This is a genomic window from Moorena sp. SIO3I8 (genome assembly GCF_010692325.1).
Lineage (GTDB): Bacteria > Cyanobacteriota > Cyanobacteriia > Cyanobacteriales > Coleofasciculaceae > Moorena.
Window position 1 is genome coordinate 1 of sequence record NZ_JAAHHW010000237.1, and the last position, 3,806, is coordinate 3,806.

The window sequence follows — 3,806 nt, forward strand, 5'->3', positions numbered from 1 at the left end:
TACGGCGAAGTCTATGACCGGAACTTGGGTAAAAGTTCTCAGTTCAAACTCAATCGGGGTCTGAATGACCTCTGGACTCGTGGGGGTATTTTGTATTCTCCACCCTTCCGTTAAGGGATTGTTAACTGTTTCAGGTTGAAGGTTGAAGGTTGGGGGTTGAAGGTTGAAGGTTGAAGGTTGAAGGTTGGAGGTTGAAGGTTCAAGGTTGGAGGTTGGTTGGTTGTTCGCCTTTGGCGTTCGAGAAGGGTAGGTTGAAGGTTGACTGTTGACTGTTAACGGTAAACCTAAAACGTGACATACTCCCGACGTTGCCCTAACGGGACAACGCGGGCTTCTTACCAACTCCACCCACTGGTTCGGATACTCGGTAAGCTTTATTAACGACACGGGATGCCCCTCCGCGCCGGAACAATACAATGAGTTCTGTCTCCAAAGTACTGCTGGAATTTTACCCACCCACAGACAGCTTAAATTGCTTTTTCTGAGTGGAACCCCATATTCCAGGTTGTTAAGGTTCGATAACGTAGGTGGCGGTTAGCTCTTAATTTGACTTGACCTACTATGTTAATTATAGACGCTGGTCAAAAATTAAAGTTCCAAATTGACAATTGAGCAGAGCGACCTTGTCGGGCTATCATCCCGACGCTAAAGAGCGAGATTATAGCGCGGGGCTTCTCGCGAGCCAGCTAAGATGATGTTTGAGAAGTACCAAATGTTTGGCATGAGCCACGATTATCCCCGAAATCTGGGAGACTTTGAGCCAAATTACCCCCAAATTTGGGGGGCTAGGGAGCGGTTTCGAGTAGCATCCAACACTTTGAAAACTGCCTCTAAAACCTAAAATCTGTAACCTAAAACCTTTAACCTTTAACCAACCTACAACCTCCAACATTCAACCAACCAACCTTCAACCTTCAACCAACCAACCTTCAACCTTCAACCAACCAACCTTCAACATTCAACCAACCAACCTTCAACATTCAACCAACCAACCTTCAACCTTCAACCAACCAACCTTCAACCTTCAACCAACCAACCTTAAACCTTCAACCAACCAACCTGTAACCTGCAACCAAAACAACTGACGAATGACAAGCAATATAGGTCAAAAGCCTCCTTTGTGGCGAGATGACCGATTTTGGCGCATTGCCATACAAGTCCTATTTGTGCTAGTGGTGATTGCGGTCGTGGCATGGCTAGGCAGCAACTTAAGCCGAAATATTCAGCAACAAGCGATTAAATTGGGGTTTGATTTTCTCCAAGATCAAGCCAAATTTGGCATTGGCGATACCCCCATTCCCTACAAAGCCACTGACCCCTATAGCTATGCTTTATTGATCGGACTGGCTAATTCATTGCGGGTGATGGTGTTTGGGATTATCCTGACAACTATTGTTGGTATTACCGCCGGGATAGCTAGTTTTTCTGACAATTGGCTAGTGAGTAAGCTGAGTCTGCTTTATGTGGAAGTGGTGCGCAATACACCACTGCTGCTGCAATTGCTATTTTGGTACTTTGGGGTTTTCTTTCAACTGCCAAAACTGTCGGAAAAAATTCAGTTACCTGGGTCGATATTTTTGAGCAAGCGGGGAATTTATATTCCTTGGCCTCCCTTCACCACCCAGCTATTTCTGTGGTTGGTGGTTTTGCTAGTCGGTGCGATCGCAGCAGTTTTAATCTGGCAGTGGCGCACTAAACTGATGGTAGAACAAGCACAATCCGGTCAGCCGCAGTTAATTGCTTTAATTGCGATCGCAATTGCTGCTGTCTTAATTATCATCATCGGTTTTGGTTGGCAAAGACCCCAAGTTCTCGACACAGGTAATATTGAAGGCGGACTCCGGCTAACTATTGAGTTCTTTGCCTTACTAGCTGGTCTAGTCTTTTACACAGGTGCATTTATCGCCGAAATTGTCCGAGCTGGAATACAGTCAGTACAGAAAGGACAGTGGGAAGCAGCAAGATCCTTGGGACTTAAGTCAGGCTTAGCTATGCGGTTAGTTATTTTTCCCCAAGCCTTGCGGGTGATTATCCCTTCCCTAAACAGCCAGTATATGAACCTCGCCAAAAACTCCAGTTTAGCATCTGCTATTGGCTACCCAGATATCTACTCCATTGCTCAAACCACCTTCAACCAAGCCGGTCATGAAATAGAAATAATCGTGGTGATCATACCCCTGACCTATCTAACCATTAACCTGATCATTTCTTTCGTGATGAATCTGTTGAATCGGACAGTTCAATTGCAGGAAAGATAATTGGTTAACTTAATTGGTTAACTTAATTGGTTAACTGTTGAATTATAACTAGATAATGACTACTGTTAATTCTCAACCTCCTGAACTAGCACCACCCCCTGAACTACAGGTTAATCCAATTACCTGGATAAAGAAAAATTTATTTAGTAATTGGTATAATAGCCTATTAACTGTTAGTGTTTTATGGTTTCTATTCGTAACCGTTAAAGGCTTGATAACATGGGCAACCACTGAAGCCCAGTGGGATGTTATTAAAGATAACTTTCGTCTGTTTTTTGTAGGAACCTATCCCGCCACCGAAAACTGGCGTCCATGGTTGATTCTGGGGATTATTGTATTATTATCCGGGATAACTTGGGGAGTTTTAGCAAGAAATGTTATCACTCTATTTAGTCGCAATGTGTTAATAGCTCTTGTAATCAGTGGTGCTATATTAGTGCTATTTCCAGTAGCAATTCCCTATCGCTTATTGCTCTTAGGAATAGTAGTGTTACTGGTAGCTAGTGCTTGGGGAGGACAACAGGTTGCTAAAACTCAACCGAAACTGGGAAATTGGTTACCTTTAGCTTGGTTTATTGCTTTATTAATCTTCCTGTGGCTTCTCGGAGGAGGACTCGGACTAAAACAGGTATCCACTAATCAATGGGGTGGGTTACTGCTGAATGTCTTAGCCGCAGTCGTCAGTATTTTAATCTGTTTTCCCCTAGGTGTATTACTAGCCCTAGGACGACAAAGTACCTTACCAGTTGTGCGCGGCTTCTCTATCCTTTACATTGAACTAATTCGAGGATTACCGCTGATTGCAATTTTGTTCATAGGACAAGTAATTATTCCACTATTTCTACCATCAGGAATGCGACCAGACCGGGTGTTACGGGCAATAATCGGTCTGACTTTATTTAGCGCTGCTTACCTAGCCGAAAATGTCCGAGGAGGACTGCAATCTATACCTACAGGTCAAATCGAAGCTGCTAAAGCATTGGGTTTAAATACTCCCCTATCGGTAGGGCTGATTGTTTTACCTCAAGCACTCAAAGCTGTTATTCCTGCCATTGTCGGTCAGTTTATTAGTCTGTTTCAAGACACAACTCTCCTATTTGTTGTAGGTCTAGTAGAGTTGCTTGGTATCGGTGATTCAATCTTTGCCCAAGCCAAATTTGAAACCCCCTATCAAGAAGTTTACCTATTCGACGGAGTCCTATTCTGGTTATTTTGTTACGCCATGTCCACAGCCAGCCGACGTCTAGAAAAACAATTGAATGTAGATCATTGAATCTAGATTATAGCAATTATCATAGCTATGAGGTACACAATTTCTGGATTTTAGGGAACAGGGAACGGGGAACAGGGAACAGGGAATAGGGAATAGTCCTGCGCTGCATGAAAACAGGGAATCAACGTCAAAGAATAAAATACCTCATAACTGCGATAAACGCTATATAACCTTAAACCTGTAACTTTGGCCTTTCGGCCACGCTACGCGAACAACCTGTAACCTTAAACCTGTAACTTTGGCCTTTCGGCCACGCTACGCGAACAACCTGTAAC

Annotated in this window: 2 protein-coding genes and 1 pseudogene; all 3 read left to right on the forward strand. The window is 43.6% G+C overall.

Features of this window, described 5'->3' with window-relative positions:
- Positions 1-114, forward strand: a pseudogene (locus tag F6K51_RS35495) (amino acid ABC transporter substrate-binding protein); the annotation flags it as partial.
- A gap of 974 nt (positions 115-1,088) precedes the next feature.
- A complete protein-coding gene (locus tag F6K51_RS35500) occupies positions 1,089-2,258 on the forward strand; it encodes an ABC transporter permease subunit (RefSeq protein ID WP_293030409.1) in 1,170 nt (389 codons plus the stop codon).
- Positions 2,259-2,313: 55 nt separating this feature from the next.
- Entirely contained in the window at positions 2,314-3,531 is a 1,218-nt protein-coding gene (locus F6K51_RS35505; protein ID WP_293030412.1) for an amino acid ABC transporter permease, read from the forward strand.
- The last annotated feature ends 275 nt before the right edge of the window (positions 3,532-3,806 follow it).